Origin of the sequence: uncultured Nisaea sp., assembly GCF_963974195.1 — a bacterium.
Taxonomy (GTDB): Bacteria; Pseudomonadota; Alphaproteobacteria; order Thalassobaculales; family Thalassobaculaceae; genus Nisaea.
This window is the reverse complement of record NZ_CAXBDC010000049.1, coordinates 1-16,184: the sequence shown is the minus strand read 5'-3', so window position 1 is coordinate 16,184 and position 16,184 is coordinate 1. Positions and strand designations below refer to the sequence as shown.

The following is a 16,184-nucleotide window of genomic DNA, read 5'->3' as shown; positions in this document are numbered from 1 at the left end:
CCGCATAAGCGACAAGGCCGGACCCAATTGGGCCCGGCCTTGCACTCAGTTCACCGAAGCTTCGGTCGCTTTAATTTACCGTGCCGACTTTCTTAACAAGTGCTTCGTAGGTTTCGCGCTCCTTGCGCATGGTCGCAGCAGCGGCATCCGCCCCCTGGAACGTCATGTCCATAAAGCGCTTCTCACCCACGTTCTGCGCCATTTTACCGTTCACACCCGGCTCAAAGGCAGCCGATAATTTCTGGATCACCTCCGGCGGTGTACCTGCCGGTACATGCAGAGAGATATGGGACGTCACGCCGAACGGAAACCCCAACTCCTTCATGGAAATGAGGTCCGGCGCTTTTTTGAGACGGTTATAGGACGCCGCGAAAAGCGCCTTTGCATCACCCGCTTTAACGATCGGGGCCCAGGAGCCACCCGAAAAGGCGACGTCCACATCACCGGACATAACCGCCTGGACGGAACCGCTGCCGCCACTGACCGGCACAGGCACGTATTCGACGCCGCGTTCCTTGGCGATATATTGCATCACCAACCGGTCGAGCGCGAGTTGGCTTGCCCCCTTGATCGACCGGTTTTCTGCCTTGACGGTCTTGATGAGGCTATCGAGCGAATCAAAGGACGCGTTCTTGCCGGTAAAGAACGCGTTCTGGAACTCGCCAACGATGCCGACATGCTCAAAACTGTCGATGTCATAAAGCGCTTTCTGAACCAGCGGCGCCAATGTGATCGAGGTCGAGTTTGTCGCCAGAACTGTGTATCCGTCCGGCTTCGCCTTGGCGACCTTCGTCGCCGCGACACCGCCGCCCGCACCACCGACATTCTGCACCAGGATCGCCTGACCGAGCTCCTTGCTCAGAATATCGGTCAGCGCACGGATCGAGGTATCAGTGCCACCTCCGGCGGGATAGGCGACCACGATCGTGATCTCCTTTTCCGGCCATTCAGCCGCGGCATCGGAAGGGCTCAACCCCACTGCGGCGGCCAGAGCCGACGCGGCAACGGCGGTCATGGCCACACGCCGGGTCAACCGACCTGACATGGAATAAATATGCTGTTTCACTGCTTTCCTCCTTGGGTTTGTTTGCAGTCGCTTTTTTCACGCTTCTTCTGTGGGCGTGTCTTGGGGATGATCCGGCGACCGTTCGGCCACCGTTTCACAGGCTTGGATTGCCCTTGGCGGCGCCGCGTTACGCATCAGATTTCGTGACCGCACTTTGGCCAGCCTGCATTGAGCGCGTACCGGCACTTGCGAACTTCCAGATAGAGAAAGCGGCCAGCAGCAGGAAAATGACGGCGATCGGATGATCCACCAGCACTGCCGGATTTGAATCCGAGATGATCAGGGACTGCCTGATCGTCAACTCCGCCATCGGACCCAGCACATAGCCGACAACAAACGTGACGAACGAATAGTCGAACTTCTTCATGAAGTAGCCGACAAGACCGAAGACGATCATGAGATAGACGCCGAACATGCCGCCCCCCTCCATGTACGCACCAACGATGCAAAGAAAGACGATGATGGGCAGGAGCACGCTCTTCCGAACCTGGATCACCATGCTGAAGATGCGCTGACCGAAGAGCCCGACGAGCAGCAATGCGGCCGACGCGAGAAGCATGCCGAGATAGATCGCATAGACCACGGAACCGCTTTCCTTAAACAGGAACGGGCCCGGGGTCAGCCCATGCATCATGAAGGCCCCCATCAGAAGGGCCGTCGAAAGACTGCCTGGAACACCGATGGCAAATACCGGGATAAGCGCGGCGGGCACTGTTGCATTGTCAGCCGATTCCGATGCCGCCACGCCTTCCGGCGCCCCGGTACCGAATATTTCCGGCGTCTTCGAGCTCTGACGCACCCAGGTATATGAAAGGAAGGACGCCAAGGTGGCCCCCAGCCCGGGCAGGATACCGACCAGCGTGCCGACGAGCGAGCCGCGCAGGACCGCCGGCGTGATCCGGGCAGCATCCTTCAGGCTGAAGACGGGCTCCGGATCCTTTGGCTTGTCTTCGGCCATTTGCGGGTATTGATGATTACCCCGCCAACCGTCATCGATCTGCACAAGAACCTCGGAAAGCGCGAGCGTTCCGATCGCAACCGCCAGCAATGGAATACCGTCATACAGCTCCAGCATTCCGAAGGTCATCCGGGGCAGGCCCGTTTCCATGTCGATACCCGGCGCCGACAGCAGAAGCCCTAGCAGGCCTGCGATGACGGCTTTGAAAAACGACTCACCGGAGACCGCGGCGATGAAGGTCATCGAAAATATCAGAATTGATGCGAGCTCTATCGGACCCAAGCCGATGGCAAAGCGTGCAATCGGCTGAGCCAGAATGATCAAGGTGACCGTTGCAAGCAGGTCACCCGTGACGGATGCCAGCAGAGCCACGACCAGCGCCTTCTGTGCCCTGCCTTGCTTGGTCATCGGGTAGCCATCATATGTGGTGACTACAGCCGACGGTTCTCCCGGCACGTTAAGCAAGATCGCCGAAACGGCAGCACCAGCGGCCCCGCCCTTGTTTATACCGATCAGAAACGAGAGAGCAGCAGCCGGCGGCATTGTAAAAGTGAACGGAATGGCGAGCGCAATCGCCGTGGTCCGGTTCATGCCAGGGAGCGCCCCAACGATATATCCAAGCAGGACCCCGAGAATGATGTAACCAATAACCGCCGGGGTGAAAATTTCTCCTGCGGCGACCGCCATGTAATTGAGCATGATTACCTCAGGGAAGCGGCGTATGGAGAACGTAGATCGCCAGCAGATAGACTGCGGCCACCGGCAAGGTCGAGGTCAGTAGTATCCGGACCGGGTTTCGCTCTCTTAGGAACAGCATGAGCGCCGCTATCAGCAAAGGCCCGCCGGCAATAATGCCGAAGAAATCAATCACTATTACCCCTGCGATCACCAGAGTGGCCGCGATGGCGAACATCGCCAGGTTCCAGAGCTGGATCGGCATGGGCTGCAAGGCGCGCCCCGCCCGGAGTCGCAGCCAGGCTTTTGCCGCAAGCGCCAGGGCAATCACCGTCAAGCCGACAGAAAGAAGTGTCGGGAAGAAGGTCGGCGGCAAGCCGAAATACATTCCATCCTCGGTATCGAGGGGAATAACCACAAAAATCAAGAGTATGCCGGCGAGCGCAAAGGCAATGCCGCCGATGAAATCCGCTTTCTCCACGTCCCCGTGATCCTCCCTCGCCGCCAATTGTTTTTTTAAGCGGTCGATTTCTTTTGGTATCGGCGATTGTGCCTTTACTCAGTTCATAGTACGAGACGCTTATGATAAGTCAATAATCTGATAATACAATTTAGATGTCATCGAGCATGACCATCAAATCTGGAGGTGAACATGACCGAGCGCAGCCGCGCCGCCATCGTGACCGGCGCAAGCCGTGGCATTGGCCGGGCCATCGCACTGAAGCTGGCAAAAGAGGGATGCTCCATCATTGTCACAGCGCGAAACCATGACGATCTGGACCGGGTTGCCGCAGAGGCGGAAGAAACCGGAGCGGCGGGAAGCCTCGCGATCGCGGCGGACCTCAGCCAACCCGGAGAGCCGGAGCGCGTTGTGGCGGCAGCCATTGACCGGTTCGGCGGCCTGGAAATCCTGGTCAACAATGCTGGTGCGACCAAGCGAGGAGATTTTCTCTCGCTCACTGATGACGACCATTTGGATGGCTTCGCATTGAAGTACCACGCAACCGTCCGGTTTTGCCGCGCCGCCTGGCCTCATCTTGTTGCTGCGCGCGGAGCGGTCGTTAACATCACGGGTATCGGAGCACACACTCCTGACGCCGAATTCACCATCGGGGGCCCGGTCAATTCGGCTCTGACAAACTTCACCAAGGCTCTGGCAAATCGGGCTTTGGATGAAGGGGTCCGCGTCAACACACTCTCGCCCGGTCATATTGTGACTGACCGACTGCACGCCCGTATCGAGAAGCACGCAAAACTTAAAAGCATGACAATCGCAGATGCGCGCGAGGATCTACGGCTGCACTATGGGATCCATCGCTTCGGAGAAACGGCCGACATAGCAAATATGGTCGCCTTTCTTTGCTCCAAGCAGGCGTCATATGTACACGGCACTACGGTGATCGTGGATGGTGGCGCGACTCCCGGCATATGACTTTGCAAACTACCGGGATCGCACCAAACGTTAGGTCAGTCCGAAGCGGAGCCGACTTCCTCGCGATAAGCGGAAATCGTTTCGGCGACGGCTCTCATGCTGTCGAGGGCAGCCGGAAACCCACAATAAATAGCGGTTTGGAGAATGACCTCGACGATCTTCTCTTCGCTTACACCGTTTCGCAAAGCCCCACGAATATGAACCCGGAGCTCATGCGGTCGGTTCAATGCTGTGAGCATGCCAAGATTGAGGATACTGCGTTCCTGCTTGGACAAGCCTGGCCGTTGCCAGACATCGCCCCAAGCCCACTCCGTCACCATTTTCTGAAGAGTCGCCGTGAGGTCCGTAACGCTGTCGAGCGATCGCTCCACATGCGCGTCACCGAGCACCTCACGCCGCATCGCGACACCTTTTTCGAACAATTCTGTCTGGAACTCCGGCCTCACGGTCATCGTGGCCCCTTTCATCACATCTGGATCAATATCGAAAATTTCGACGAGGCACAGCGAGACTGGACATCGTCGACAGCCAACATATTGTATGATTATCATATTGTCGAAGCTTATAGGACTCATGTCCCTGTTTGCTTGAAAACCAAGACAACTGGAGAACGCTCCGTGGGGAAAACGTTATGACCGAGGTGGAAAGCGGCTCGCCCGAGGCACAGCTGGCATCTTTCGCCGCGAAACTTCGATGGGAGGACATCCCGGAACGGGTCCGCCACGAGGCCCGACGCTCGCTACTCAACGTCTTCGCGACGGCGCTCGCGGGATGTCGGGAGCCTGCAATCGACATCACGATCAGGGCAATGTTTCCCTACACCGGAGCGCGCACAGCGACCATCATCGGGCATAATGAAAGAGGTGATGCCGGGCTTGCCGCTTTTGTGAATGCCATGAGCGCGAATATCTTCGATTTCGACGACACCCATCAGGCAACCGTTCTGCATCCTGCCGCCCCTGTATTTTCCGCATTGTTCGCTCATGCGGAGACCCAGGCCATTTCTGGGGCGGAGGTGCTTCACGGATTTGTTGTCGGTGGAGAGGTCGAGTGCCGCATCGCGAACGCAGTATCGCCTTACCATTACGCGCGCGGCTGGCACATTACGTCGACATGCGGTGTTTTCGGGGCGGCAACTGGTGTCGGAGCAATGCTCGGCCTCGACGACGCACAGATGCTGCATGCCATGAGCACGGCGGCTGCACAATCCTCCGGACTTGTGGAGACACTTGGCACCATGGCCAAGAGCACCAGTGTTGGCGGCGCAGCGCGGAACGGCCTTGTCTCGGCACAGCTTGCCCGGAACGGATTCACGGGGCCGCTGACGCCTCTGTCCGGCCAGCGTGGCTACCTCCGCGTATATGCCGACCGGCCACGGCTTGAAGCCCTTACCGAAGACCTCGGTACGGAATGGGAAATAGCCACCAATACCTACAAGCCATACCCCGGCGGCATCGTCCTGCACCCGCTGATCGATGCCTTTCTCGAGCTCCACGACCGGGATGGCGTGCGGCTTGACGATGTTGCCTCGATCAAGGTGACGGGGCACCCACTGCTGCGCGAGCGCACGGACCGACCGGATGTTACGACGGGCCGGGAGGCTCAGGTCAGCGCACAGCATACGGCTTCGATCGTGTTACTGCGCGGGAGCGCCGGTCTGGACGAGTTTACCGACGAGGCTGTAGCCGAAACCATACGTGCCGGACGGCCTCCGTTCACCTTTCAGGATGATGAGACACGAAAGATCGAATCCGCTGAAGTGGTGGTTCATTTGCAATCCGGCGACACACTGCGCAAGAACATCAAGGCCGCACTCGGATCCTCTCCAAATCCCCTGAGCGACGCACAACTCGAAGACAAACTGACCGAGATGGCCCTGCGCGTCGGGTTCAAGGGAGATACACCGCGCCTTATCGACTCGATCTGGCACATCGATGATCTCAAGGATGCCGGCGATATCATGCGTCTGGCCGCAGGGCGGGAATAAATGTCAGAGCCAGGAGAAACTAAAATGTTGAATGGAAAATGCGCACTCGTGACCGGTTCGGTCTCGGGCCTGGGCTATGCGGTCGCCGAGGCGCTGGCACGCGCCGGCGCCCATGTTGTCTTGAACGGCCTTTGCGAGCCGGCCGAAGGCCATGCTGCAGCGGCACGCCTGAGTGAAGCATCCTCCATTGATTCCATATTTGATCCGGCCGATCTGAGCGACCACAAAGCGGTCGAGCGGATGATCGGCGAGGCCAGAGATCGTTTCGGGTCCGTCGATATTGTTGTCAACAACGCGGTGGTCCGGCACTTTTCGTCGATCGAGGATTTCGAGCTTCCCGAATGGGAGAAGTCATTAAGCGTCAACCTCACTGCGCCGTTCCTGCTTGCGCACCTGACATTGCCGGCGATGAAGCAACGCGGCTGGGGCAGGATCATCAATATGTCCTCGGTTTACGGTTGGCGCGGCGCCGCGGACAGGATCGACTATGTGACAACCAAGACCGCATTGATCGGCATGACACGCGCTATTGCGATAGAGGCCGCACGCACCGGCATAACCTGCAATGCGGTTTGCCCCGGATCCGTTCCGACACCCGCGATCCTTGAGCGCATCAGGAAGATCGCCCAGGATCAGGGGCGTCCTGTTGAGGAAGTCCAGCGCGAGTATGCGGCTGAACGCAATCCGACAGGCCGTTTCGTCGCGATGGAACATGTCGGCGATCTCGTCACCTTCCTTTGTAGCCCGGCCGGAGATGACATCACGGGAGCGTCAATGCCCATGGATGGTGGCTGGCTCGCCTCTTGAGACACATCAGGCTATTGTGTTTCCCTGTATTATTGTATGATTGTGCAATAAATGGCTTCTGGCCCAAGCCTCGAGGAACGGGTAGAAGACTGGCGCCAGATTGGCGATATCTTTCCGGCACAAATGAAAGACAGTGAACGGCGGTTTCCAATATGAATGATTCTGATGCCGTATTCCGCGTGGAAAAAGTAGCGGCACCTTTACGCTATAGTGTTACCGAAAGTATTCGCAGCGCGATTGCGACCGGCCGTTTCAAAGCGGGAGACCGTTTACCCGAGCGTGAGCTTTGTGAACTCACCGGTGTCAGCCGAACACTCGTGCGTGAGGCCATGCGACAGCTCGAGTCCGAAGGCGTGATCGAGGTCGAACCTCATCGTGGCCCCTTCGTGGCACGCCTCTCGCGGGAGCAGGCCGAGGGCGTCTATCAGGTCCGCCTTGAATTGGAAGGACTGGCATGCCGGCTGTTTGCGGAGAAAGCGACGGCCGAACAACGGCAGGCATTGAAAGACGCTTTCAAGGAGCTGCAGGCGGCGGCACGGCGATCCGACGCACAAAACCGCCTGCGTACAAAGAACCAGTTTTACGCCTGCCTGCTTGATGGCTCCCAGAATGAAGCGCTTGGGAGCTGCCTGCACATCCTCAATTCACGCGTCAGCCTTCTTCGCGCGACGTCGATGACTGCCCCCGGCCGCATCAAGAAAAGCATCGCCGAATTATCGAGCCTGATGGAAGCATTGATGGCCCGCGATGGGGAGCGCGCGAGCGAGCTCGGGAGGCTGCATGTTCAAATGGCAGCCGACGCCGCGCTTAAATTGCTCACCGAGGAAGAACCGACCTGACGCCATGCAGCACGGCGTGAAGCATGGATAAATAGGCGTTACCCTGCCGGGCGCGTCCACCTTCCCGCAATCGCCGACGGAGAACGATACGCATGTCAAATGCCCCCGTCCCTGAATACGACCTCTACGCCATCAAATACGCCACACGCGATGCGCAACGCCGCGACCATTTCATAGGTGGCGACCCGCATGAAGGCCCGATGCCACTGGATTACTTCGTCTGGGTCGCGATCGATGGCGATCGCGCCATCGTCATCGATACCGGCTTCCGGGAAGATGTCGCCCTTCAGCGGAAGAGGACCTTCCTGCGATGCCCGGTTGAAACTCTTGGTCTGCTCGGCGTCGATCCTATGGCCGTGTCGGACGTGGTGCTGACACATCTGCATTACGACCATGTCGGCAATTTCGACCGTTTCCCAAATGCCTCATTCCATCTTCAGGAAGCCGAGATGCACTACGCCACGGGGCGATATATGCGATACCCAAGGCTCGCCCATTCCTTTGAAGCCGATGATGTCTGCGGGATCGTCCGGCTGAATTTCGCCCGCAGAGTGATGTTTTACGACGGTGACGCAACGATCGCGCCGGGGCTCCGCGCACACCGCACGGGCGGGCACTCGGCCGGCCTGCAATTCGTCAGCGTCAACACCAAGCGCGGCTGGGTCGTCCTGGCATCGGACGTCACCCATTTTTACGAGAATATGGAGAGCGAACGGCCGTTCGTGACCGCCTTCCATATAGGTGAGATGCTTGAGGGCTTCGACCACCTGCGCGCGGTTGCTCCGTCGGCGGAACATATCGTTCCCGGCCATGACCCGCTGGTCATGAGCCGCTATCCGGCAGCGCGGCCGGATCTGGAAGGCATCGCGGTCCGACTTGATACCGCGCCGGTAGACCATCGTTAGAGCGGTACCAATTCAAACAACTCACTGCGTGGCACAATAGCGCCTTCGCCCCCTCGGGAACCACACACAACAGGGTGTCCCGCGCAACGTCCCGCATCCCGGTCTTTCCAAACCACGCGGCAATGCAAATACCCGCGCCCCTCACGCCGACCAATGATTACAGTCGCCGTTTGCAGAGTGGCCGCTCGGTTGGAATAAGCCTCGTTGTACGCAAGATGGAAAAGTTGACCGGCATTGCCTCTCCAAGGCTCACATGCGGAAAGAAGTTATTAAAAATGGTCACTTATAGGGCTGGGTTCCAGCCAAGTTGAATTGTCGCGTAACTGTAAATTCATGAGCGACCGCTTTGGGTCGGCTGCCGGCGGAATAAGCCATCAGGCTCCGCAGGATGAAAACAGTCATTCGACAATCTGCTCAGCCCCTGACGATGAATGCGCAGCATTCTGTCATTGGTGACTACGGTGTCCTTTTTCCGCCCTGAGGCGGTGCGGTTCTTTTTCTCGCTTTCGCTCTTGGCGTGAAGAGAGCGCTGCCCCCTCCCCACAAAGCCCAAGCGCGCTCCGCTCACGTCTTGCCGGGTATCCCCAGGTTTCGGGCCAGAGCCCTGCCAACCCGCTGCTGCGCGGCGCCCTACGGGTGGGTGATTCCCCTCCCGGCATGCCGGCCTTTCACCCCTCTCTCGCTCCTCGCCGGAGATGCAGGGTTGCAGTTGTGAACAGCAACCCAGCACCAAATAAAGAGGGACCTAGACATGACCGGCACCATCGAGCGCACTATGAAAATCAATGTTCTGCCGTCAGTCCGCGAAAGCCGTGAGCAACATTATGAAAACTTGAACCGAGCCGGGCGCGAAAGGACCGGATCGATCCTCAATGCCGATTGGACCGGTCAGCATGGCGACATGTGGGAAATCAATGAATCAATCTATCACGAGTTTCTCGGCGTGCTTCCGCCGCTTGCTTGGCGTGATGGCTCTTTCTGTGTTTTCGACTTGCTGCAATATCGCATATTTGCTATATTGCAGTACCGAATGAGGGGGCGGTATGGAGTGGTCAATCAAGTTTCTGAACGAGAAGGTCAAGGCGGAATTTCTCTCATTACCCGATGATATCAGAGCACGTTTCTATAACTTCGAGGATCTGCTGAAACAGGTAGGGATCGAGAAGCTAGGTCCGAAACGAGTGAAGCACTTGAGGGGCAAGCTATGGGAAATCCGGCTGACCGGTAGGGACGGGATTGGTAGGGTCGTTTATGTAACAGCGTCCGGGCGGCGGATGGTCGTTTTGCACGCTTTCATGAAGAAGACCCAGAAAACACCGGCTTCGGCAATTGCATTGGCCGAACAGCGAGCAAGGGAGATGGATCAATGATCGATATCGATGAAGTGCGGGAAGAGGATTTCAAAAATAACCCGGCCGTAAAAGCTGAGTATGAAAAGATGCGCCCGGTCTACAAGCTGATCGGCAGGCTTATAGAAGCGAGGACGCGAGCAGGTTTGACGCAAAGCCAGATAGCGGAGCGGATGAAAACGACCCAATCCGTTGTTTCCCGCATGGAAAGCGGCGGCAGTATGCCGAGCATTAAAATGGTAACCCGGTACGCGGAAGCGACGGGGTATGAGGTGGGGCTTGTTCGGGCGGAATAGACCGACTTCAACCCTTGGTCTGGATTTGTGTCCGGGCGCCGGGGCGGTCCTCGCTGCGCTCGTTGCGGCCGTCCCATTGGTCCGGCCGCGAAATCCATGATCGCATACGATCATGGACCAACCGCCCTTGATCGAGGACGATATTGACCCGAACCCGCCATCGATCGACCTATGCAGCAATGGCGAACAAGGCGTTTCGCCATGGCGTCGATCATGATCTGGCGGGTCAGCAATTCAGTGATGCTTTGGCGTGGCCGAAAACCCTGCAACTCACGCACTGGATGGAGCACCACGGCAACCAGGTGCGCGGCCGTTGGTTCCAGTTCGGCGGAAGGTTCTATTTTCCCGACGAAGAGACAGCCGCAGCCTTCTGCCTGAAATTCGGCGGCAGGCGCTGGTCCCTAGCGGATCTCACAACACAGCAGATGCTTACCAAAGTGGCGCGGGAGGCCGCTCGTCAACGCTCCGCAGATAATGAAAAATCTCCAGGGTAGGGGGCTTAAGCATGAGTTTTCTGTGCGAGATCATCTTATCTGAACATCGCTCACCTCGCGGCAGCCACCAATCGAGTGGACCTGGCTACAAACGATTGTGATTATGTGAAATAAGGTCGATCTCCGTTGGGGCCGGGCTCTACTCCGCGTCCTGCCGGGTATCCACAGGTTTCGGGCCAAGGCCCTGCCAACCCGCCACTGCACGCCGCCCTGCGGGTGGGTGATTCCCTTCCCGGCACGTCAGCCTTTCTCCCCTCTCTCGCTCCTCGCCGGAGATGCAGGGGCGCAGTTGTGAACAGCTGCCCTGCACCAAATTAAGAGGGGTTTAGACATGCGCAAGACGATGATAAAAACCGACCGCATGCAGGCGGTAACAGACAAAATCATTTCTGCACTGGAAACAGGCGTCCGCCCTTGGAAAAAGTCGTGGGACGCCGGAGCCTTTCCCGAAAAACCGCTTCGATCAAACGGCGAAGCCTACAAAGGCGTGAAAATCATTATTGTTTTTGGCGTGCGCCTAAATCTTAGCATCCTCTTCTTGATAGATTGGCAGTGCGCCAAACGCCAAAAGTATTATTCCAAGAGTTTGTTAACCTGGGTCAATTCTGGTTTAGTCCCACCCAGAGCGACAATACCTGCGTCTTGAAGACCGGCGCGTTGCCGCTGAAAATTATTTGGGGTGCTGCTGGCCCGGCCCGGTTGATTAAGTATCGACCTCTAAAGACCTTGTCCCACGACGCGTGACCAAGCCCACACCGAGAATTGTGAGCGCGATGCCAACTAGTTGCGGCCAGCCCAAAGTCTCGTCGTAAAACAGGAACCCCATCGTCAAGCCGAAGATTGGGATCAGGAAACTGAAGGCATTTGCTCGGTTGAGTTGGGTCTTCTCCAGCACAGAAAACCAGAGCCAATAGACCAAAGCCGTTCCGAGTAGGCTGAGGCCCAGGAGTGCGCCCACGAACGTGAGCGACCATCGGATCGACGTCGGATCTTCCATGGTCCATGCACTCAGAGCGAGTGGAATACTGCCTATCAGCATTTGGAGGCCCATGGCCATAAGGGCATCCACCTTGCCCGCAATTCGCTTAATCAACACATTGCTGACGGTGATGCCCAGCGCGGCTAGGGTAATGTAGGCCACGCCGATGATGTAGTTTTCCTGCCCGCCGGAGAAGAGCCTAGTTGACGTGATGGCGAGAATCCCGACAAAACCCAAGAGCAGCCCAACCTTACCGTGGGCGTTGAGCCGTTCGTTGAGGACGGCGCCCGCCAGTACGGCTGCTAGCAACGGCTGGGTGTTGGCGATCACTGTCGCAATGCCGGGGGAGACGAATTCCGCTGCATGAAACATGCCTACAAACCCCAGGGTCGTGGCGCCAAGGCCGACGATGGCCACCATCGCCCAGATTTGAGGTTCCTTGGGTAGCGGCCGCCGCAGCGCGACCGCCAGAAGGGTCAGCGTCACGCCCGCCAGAAACGCGCGTAGTGCGGCGAAGGTCATGTGGGGGGCGAACTCGATACCGGCGGTTATCAGAGGGAAACAAGCGGCCCAAAGCATCATCACCAGAATGATTTTCGCAATTGTCGCGATTGACATCCGTCCAGCTCCTCGTCCTCTGACCAATGCAAGAAATGCCGTTTGCGGAGGATCACCGCTCGACGCACCAGTGCACTTTCTTTGGAAAATAGAGGCGATGCAATAGCATCAACCAACGAAAGCCAGAGCCATCGTCACAGAAGGAGCATCGGTGTATTCATTCACCTGACGTCGGAGAGAAAATCTTCGGGTATCCCGAAAATAGGCGTTGACCCTCCACCCAGTGGATGCATTAAATATATGCGATGTTGAGAAACGCACTCATAGTTTTTTTCCTGTTGCTGGCGACGACACATCCGTCGTTCGGCGCTGTGGATGCATTGCACTCACATACCCAAGATTGCACGGAACAGCAGGCCCATAGTGAACACGCATACAGCATGCGTGGTGACGAGCGCGGACAGGACTGCGGAACAGTCGCGATTGGGCATTGTGTTTCCGGTTTTTTTGCCCCCATAGGGGTGGGTTCCGATATAATTTTCTCTGAGTCGACCCTTTCATTCCACACGATACATCAGACCGTTATCGGCCTTAATCTAGAAGCGGACATACCCCCTCCGCGATTCTGACCGGACTTCATCTAAAAATAGCGCACCCGTGCGGGAGCGCTCTGAAGCTCAGTTACATCGTGAAGGAACAAACATGCTCCGTTCTAAACTTTTGAGTGCCGTTTTCGGCGCCAGCCTTTCTTTTGCCTTGATCTCCTCTGGCGCGGCTCTCGCCGCAGGCTCGCACGGCGGTGGCCATGATAAGCCGACCGGTCAAGCTGGGGACCCAGCCAAGGTCTCACGCACTATCAAAATCATCATGAAAGATAACTATTACGAGCCTAAATCCTTGAACATTCTGGAAGGTGAGACAGTTCGCTTTGTCGTCCAAAACGCGGGTGAGTTTGTTCACGAATTCAACATTGCGACTGCGGAAATGCATGAGGCGCATCGCCCTGAAATGATGATGATGTTTGAGCATGGAGTGCTTGAACCCGACCGAATTAACCGTGAGGCGGCAAAGGCGATGCAGGCTTCCATGGGACATGGCATGCATGAAGAGCCGAACAGCGTTTTGCTTGAACCCGGCAAGACGGGTGAGGTTGTTTGGACTTTTCCAAAAAAGGCCAAACTTGAGTTTGCGTGCAATATACCAGGCCACTATGAAACCGGCATGCGCGGTGACATTAGGCTGAGTCATTGACTTGAGCAGATCAGACTGAACGGTTTCGATTAGCATCTCAAGGAGAGCAAATATGTCATTGTGGCTGCGCCGAGCCTTTGTGCTCGGCGCCGGCCTGGCGGTCGCGCTTACGAGCGCCGCCAATGCCGGCGAATACAACCTCACCGTCGATCCAGTCATTGTCGACACAGGCACTTTCAAACGCACCGGGATCGGCTATAACGGCGCTACGCCGGGACCGGTCTTACGCTTCACCGAAGGCGAGGACGTCACCATCAACGTGGTGAACAATCTCGACGAGACGACATCGATCCATTGGCACGGTCTGATCCTGCCATTCGATCAGGACGGGGTACCCGGGATCAGCTATCCGGGGATTCCCCCAGGTGAGACCTTCACTTACCGTTTTCCGATCGTGCAGAATGGCACTTACTGGTTTCATAGCCACAGCGGTTTCCAGGAACCGGATGGCGCTTACGGTTCGATCGTAATCGAACCAAAGAAGCGCGAGCCGTTCCAGTACGACAAGGAATATGTTGTGCAATTGACCGACGCTCATCCTCATCGGGGCAATCGGATCATGCGCAACCTGAAAATGATGCCGGACTACTACAACCGTCAGCAGCGCACTCTGTTTGACTTCCTGAAAGACGCCCGAGAGAAGGGGGTTGACACGGCACTCGCCGACCGTGCGGCCTGGGGCGACATGCGGATGATGCCGACCGATATCGAGGATCTCCAGGGCTTTACGCCACTGATCAATGGAAAGAGCACGGAACAGAACTGGACCGGCCTCTTCAAGCCGGGCGAACGGGTTCGTCTGCGCTTTATCAATTCCTCGGCAATGGCCTATTTCGACGTCCGGATCCCGGGCCTCAAGATGACCGTTGTGCAGGCGGACGGGAACAATGTTTTGCCAGTTCCAGTCGACGAGTTCCGGATCGCAGTCGCCGAGACCTATGACGTTCTCGTTCAGCCAAAAGAGGACCAAGCATACGCGATCTTTGCCGAATCCATGGGCCGAACAGCCTCCGTCCGGGCGACACTCGCAACCTCAGAGGGCATGGTTGCTGATGCCCCAGAGTTGCGTAAACCCAGCTTGCTGACCATGGCCGATATGGGAATGGCGCATGAAGGTATGGACCACGGCAGCATGTCCATGGGTGGAATGAGTCATACGATGCCTGACGGCCGCGCCATGCAGGGAATGAACCATGGAGCCATGAACCAGGGGCAGACGAATCATGGCACCGGGCAGATGTCCGACACACACAAGATGCCTGACGGCTCCTCAATGAAAGGCATGAGCCATGCCGGCACAGATCATTCAGGTGGCGGCGGGATGCCGACAATGAAACATGACGGAACGGCAATGGCGCAGGAAGGCCATACGATGCCTGACGGGTCGATAATGAAAGGCACGAGCCATGGCGGTATGAACCATGGGGCGCAGGGTATGATGGCCGAGGCCGACTCCTTTTATGCTCCGGGGAGCGGCCTGACGCCGTCGGCGGCCAATGGCGGCAAGTTCCTCTCCTACGATGATCTTCGTGCCCAGAAACCACTCTATGAGTACCGCGAGGCTACACGGGAGGTCGAACTTCGGTTGACTGGCAACATGGAGCGCTACATCTGGTCGATCAATGGCATCAAGTTTGCCGACGCCGATCCGATCCGGCTGAAATACGGCGAGCGGGTGCGCTTCAAGTTCGTCAACGAAACGATGATGACCCATCCAATGCATCTGCACGGGATGTGGTCGATTCTCGATACCGGAAAGGGCAAGTGGAACCCGATCAAGCATGTTGTAAGCGTAGCCCCTGGGACAACGGTCTTCATGGAGACGGAAGTTGACGCGCCGGGCCAGTGGGCCTTCCACTGCCACCTTTCCTACCACGCCGACAGCGGCATGTTCCGCAAGGTCGTGGTAGAAGGCGGCCCGAAGGACAAGTCGGCAGCCACCACGACCAACATGAAAACGGGGGGCTGAGTGATGAAGATCAGAATTGCTTCTCTCGCCGTGTTCGCAGCAATCCTATCTGACAGCCCAGCCTCAGCGGAGCAATGGTTCTGGGGCGTCCAGGCGGAACAGTTGGAATGGCGTAGCGGCGAAGGCTCACCGGCTTATGCCTGGGACCTCGATGCCTTCGCCGGAACCGATGAGTACAAATTCGTTGTCCGCAGCGAAGCAGAATACGGGACCAACGCAAACGCATTCGAAACGCTGGAAAACCAGCTTCGCCTGCAAGTGCCTGTGAGCACCTTCTTCGATGCTGTTGCCGGAGTGCGCTACGACAGCCCGGACGGAGGACCACGCCGAACGTATGGTGTGCTCGGGCTCAAGGGCCTCGCCAAGCAATGGTTTGAGGTAGATGCGGATCTGTATCTCTCGGAATATCCGTCTGCCCGCTTCGAGATCGAGTATGAAGGTCTTATCACTAACCAGATCATCTTCACCCCGAGCATCGAACTGGACCTGCCGCTGGCCGACGATGAGGCGACAGGGCGAGCTGCCTTTGGACCGAAACTGGAGATCGGCGGGCGCCTCAGCTATGACCTGCTTGATCGGGCCATCGCCCCATATGTCGGCGTTCACTGGGAGCGGACTC

At 57.4% G+C, this 16,184-nt stretch carries 18 protein-coding genes; 13 read left to right on the top strand and 5 right to left on the bottom strand.

Going from position 1 to position 16,184, the window contains the following annotated elements:
• Window positions 1-70: 70 nt before the first annotated feature.
• From AAC126_RS12295 to AAC126_RS12285, 3 genes are all read right to left on the bottom strand, one after another.
• Complete coding sequence (locus AAC126_RS12295; RefSeq protein WP_339853737.1) at window positions 71-1,066, bottom strand: tripartite tricarboxylate transporter substrate binding protein; 996 nt, start codon at window positions 1,064-1,066, stop codon at window positions 71-73.
• Between the two features lie 127 nt (window positions 1,067-1,193).
• Window positions 1,194-2,723 (bottom strand): tripartite tricarboxylate transporter permease, encoded by a 1,530-nt coding sequence (locus AAC126_RS12290; RefSeq protein ID WP_339853735.1) that lies wholly within the window; start codon window positions 2,721-2,723, stop codon window positions 1,194-1,196.
• A gap of 7 nt (window positions 2,724-2,730) precedes the next feature.
• Window positions 2,731-3,180 carry a tripartite tricarboxylate transporter TctB family protein gene (locus AAC126_RS12285; RefSeq protein WP_339853734.1) on the bottom strand — a complete coding sequence of 150 codons (450 nt, stop codon included), beginning with the start codon at window positions 3,178-3,180 and terminating at the stop codon, window positions 2,731-2,733.
• Between the two features lie 171 nt (window positions 3,181-3,351).
• Between AAC126_RS12285 and AAC126_RS12280 the strand changes: the two genes are divergently transcribed.
• Entirely contained in the window at window positions 3,352-4,131 is a 780-nt protein-coding gene (locus AAC126_RS12280; protein ID WP_339853732.1) for an SDR family oxidoreductase, read from the top strand.
• A gap of 35 nt (window positions 4,132-4,166) precedes the next feature.
• On the opposite strand, the gene AAC126_RS12275 is transcribed toward AAC126_RS12280, so the two are convergent.
• Window positions 4,167-4,706 carry a carboxymuconolactone decarboxylase family protein gene (locus AAC126_RS12275; RefSeq protein WP_339853730.1) on the bottom strand — a complete coding sequence of 180 codons (540 nt, stop codon included), beginning with the start codon at window positions 4,704-4,706 and terminating at the stop codon, window positions 4,167-4,169.
• Window positions 4,707-4,762: 56 nt separating this feature from the next.
• Between AAC126_RS12275 and AAC126_RS12270 the strand changes: the two genes are divergently transcribed.
• From AAC126_RS12270 to AAC126_RS12230, 9 genes are all read left to right on the top strand, one after another.
• Window positions 4,763-6,118, top strand: a complete 1,356-nt coding sequence (locus tag AAC126_RS12270) for an MmgE/PrpD family protein (RefSeq protein WP_339853728.1) — start codon at window positions 4,763-4,765, stop codon at window positions 6,116-6,118.
• A 24-nt stretch (window positions 6,119-6,142) separates the two neighbouring features.
• Window positions 6,143-6,925 carry a 3-hydroxybutyrate dehydrogenase gene (locus tag AAC126_RS12265; protein ID WP_339853727.1) on the top strand — a complete coding sequence of 261 codons (783 nt, stop codon included), beginning with the start codon at window positions 6,143-6,145 and terminating at the stop codon, window positions 6,923-6,925.
• A gap of 152 nt (window positions 6,926-7,077) precedes the next feature.
• The gene (locus tag AAC126_RS12260; protein ID WP_339853725.1) at window positions 7,078-7,764 is read left to right on the top strand and encodes a GntR family transcriptional regulator; all 687 of its coding nucleotides are present in this window, start codon (window positions 7,078-7,080) and stop codon (window positions 7,762-7,764) included.
• 92 nt (window positions 7,765-7,856) lie between these two features.
• Window positions 7,857-8,669 (top strand): N-acyl homoserine lactonase family protein, encoded by an 813-nt coding sequence (locus AAC126_RS12255; protein ID WP_339853723.1) that lies wholly within the window; start codon window positions 7,857-7,859, stop codon window positions 8,667-8,669.
• A 751-nt stretch (window positions 8,670-9,420) separates the two neighbouring features.
• The gene (locus AAC126_RS12250) at window positions 9,421-9,777 is read left to right on the top strand and encodes a hypothetical protein (protein ID WP_193174009.1); all 357 of its coding nucleotides are present in this window, start codon (window positions 9,421-9,423) and stop codon (window positions 9,775-9,777) included.
• Complete coding sequence (locus tag AAC126_RS12245; protein WP_028464272.1) at window positions 9,713-10,039, top strand: type II toxin-antitoxin system RelE/ParE family toxin; 327 nt, start codon at window positions 9,713-9,715, stop codon at window positions 10,037-10,039. The genes AAC126_RS12250 and AAC126_RS12245 overlap by 65 nt, the downstream gene beginning before the upstream one ends.
• Complete coding sequence (locus AAC126_RS12240; RefSeq protein WP_028464271.1) at window positions 10,036-10,314, top strand: helix-turn-helix transcriptional regulator; 279 nt, start codon at window positions 10,036-10,038, stop codon at window positions 10,312-10,314. The genes AAC126_RS12245 and AAC126_RS12240 overlap by 4 nt, the downstream gene beginning before the upstream one ends.
• Before the next feature lie 143 nt (window positions 10,315-10,457).
• Window positions 10,458-10,808: a hypothetical protein gene (locus AAC126_RS12235; RefSeq protein WP_156901128.1), complete on the top strand. Its 351-nt coding sequence runs from the start codon at window positions 10,458-10,460 to the stop codon at window positions 10,806-10,808.
• Window positions 10,809-11,139: 331 nt separating this feature from the next.
• A complete protein-coding gene (locus tag AAC126_RS12230) occupies window positions 11,140-11,454 on the top strand; it encodes an ArdC-like ssDNA-binding domain-containing protein (RefSeq protein WP_084608017.1) in 315 nt (104 codons plus the stop codon).
• 57 nt (window positions 11,455-11,511) lie between these two features.
• Here the strand turns inward: AAC126_RS12230 and AAC126_RS12225 are convergent, their stop codons facing one another.
• On the bottom strand, window positions 11,512-12,405 hold the full coding sequence (locus tag AAC126_RS12225; RefSeq protein ID WP_028464269.1) for a DMT family transporter: 894 nt from the start codon (window positions 12,403-12,405) through the stop codon (window positions 11,512-11,514).
• 642 nt (window positions 12,406-13,047) lie between these two features.
• On the opposite strand from AAC126_RS12225, the gene AAC126_RS12220 reads away from it, so the two are divergent.
• The 3 genes from AAC126_RS12220 to AAC126_RS12210 all read left to right on the top strand — a co-directional run.
• A complete protein-coding gene (locus AAC126_RS12220; protein ID WP_339853719.1) occupies window positions 13,048-13,596 on the top strand; it encodes a cupredoxin domain-containing protein in 549 nt (182 codons plus the stop codon).
• Between the two features lie 52 nt (window positions 13,597-13,648).
• Window positions 13,649-15,565: a copper resistance system multicopper oxidase gene (locus AAC126_RS12215; protein WP_339853717.1), complete on the top strand. Its 1,917-nt coding sequence runs from the start codon at window positions 13,649-13,651 to the stop codon at window positions 15,563-15,565.
• A gap of 3 nt (window positions 15,566-15,568) precedes the next feature.
• Window positions 15,569-16,184 (top strand): copper resistance protein B (locus AAC126_RS12210; RefSeq protein ID WP_339853715.1); only part of this gene is annotated, 616 nt, incomplete at its 3' end.

Bases quoted from the DNA above. Each gene is read 5' to 3' on its own strand.
- AAC126_RS12225 (WP_028464269.1), bottom strand. From the start codon at position 12,405: ATGTCAATCGCGACAATTGCGAAAATCATTCTGGTGATGATGCTTTGG.
- AAC126_RS12240 (WP_028464271.1), top strand. From the start codon at position 10,036: ATGATCGATATCGATGAAGTGCGGGAAGAGGATTTCAAAAATAACCCG.
- AAC126_RS12220 (WP_339853719.1), top strand. From the start codon at position 13,048: ATGCTCCGTTCTAAACTTTTGAGTGCCGTTTTCGGCGCCAGCCTTTCT.
- AAC126_RS12265 (WP_339853727.1), top strand. From the start codon at position 6,143: ATGTTGAATGGAAAATGCGCACTCGTGACCGGTTCGGTCTCGGGCCTG.
- AAC126_RS12270 (WP_339853728.1), top strand. From the start codon at position 4,763: ATGACCGAGGTGGAAAGCGGCTCGCCCGAGGCACAGCTGGCATCTTTC.
- AAC126_RS12275 (WP_339853730.1), bottom strand. From the start codon at position 4,706: ATGAGTCCTATAAGCTTCGACAATATGATAATCATACAATATGTTGGC.
- AAC126_RS12255 (WP_339853723.1), top strand. From the start codon at position 7,857: ATGTCAAATGCCCCCGTCCCTGAATACGACCTCTACGCCATCAAATAC.
- AAC126_RS12230 (WP_084608017.1), top strand. From the start codon at position 11,140: ATGCGCAAGACGATGATAAAAACCGACCGCATGCAGGCGGTAACAGAC.
- AAC126_RS12260 (WP_339853725.1), top strand. From the start codon at position 7,078: ATGAATGATTCTGATGCCGTATTCCGCGTGGAAAAAGTAGCGGCACCT.
- AAC126_RS12215 (WP_339853717.1), top strand. From the start codon at position 13,649: ATGTCATTGTGGCTGCGCCGAGCCTTTGTGCTCGGCGCCGGCCTGGCG.
- AAC126_RS12245 (WP_028464272.1), top strand. From the start codon at position 9,713: ATGGAGTGGTCAATCAAGTTTCTGAACGAGAAGGTCAAGGCGGAATTT.
- AAC126_RS12280 (WP_339853732.1), top strand. From the start codon at position 3,352: ATGACCGAGCGCAGCCGCGCCGCCATCGTGACCGGCGCAAGCCGTGGC.
- AAC126_RS12250 (WP_193174009.1), top strand. From the start codon at position 9,421: ATGACCGGCACCATCGAGCGCACTATGAAAATCAATGTTCTGCCGTCA.
- AAC126_RS12290 (WP_339853735.1), bottom strand. From the start codon at position 2,723: ATGCTCAATTACATGGCGGTCGCCGCAGGAGAAATTTTCACCCCGGCG.